This is a genomic window from Pseudoalteromonas sp. 19-MNA-CIBAN-0066, from assembly GCF_040308705.1.
Lineage (GTDB): Bacteria > Pseudomonadota > Gammaproteobacteria > Enterobacterales > Alteromonadaceae > Pseudoalteromonas > Pseudoalteromonas nigrifaciens.
This window is the reverse complement of sequence record NZ_JBEONZ010000245.1, coordinates 1-265: the sequence shown is the minus strand read 5'-3', so window position 1 is coordinate 265 and position 265 is coordinate 1. Positions and strand designations below refer to the sequence as shown.

1 protein-coding gene is annotated in these 265 nt (G+C 37.4%); it reads right to left on the bottom strand.

Annotation, left to right across the window (positions count from 1 at the left end):
- Window positions 1-265 (bottom strand): hypothetical protein (locus AAEZ18_RS19000; protein ID WP_352255971.1); only part of this gene is annotated, 265 nt, incomplete at both ends.

The following is a 265-nucleotide window of genomic DNA, read 5'->3' as shown; positions in this document are numbered from 1 at the left end:
GCCTTATACTTTCATCAACAAGGGGAACAAGCACTTGTGCTTCAGTTCGCCCTTGGTTAAATACTAAAATATCTCTTATGAGTTTTTGACCATATTTGCGTTCGGTATCTTCATCAATCGCAATCACCATCGCTTCTATTTCACGAATAGCATTTATTGTTTGTATGTCAGATACATTGTCATTCATTTCTAGATTTATTTGCGGGTAGTCATGCGGGATTTTTGGCATAAACCCGGTACGAACTTGATTTGATGAGATTAAAGC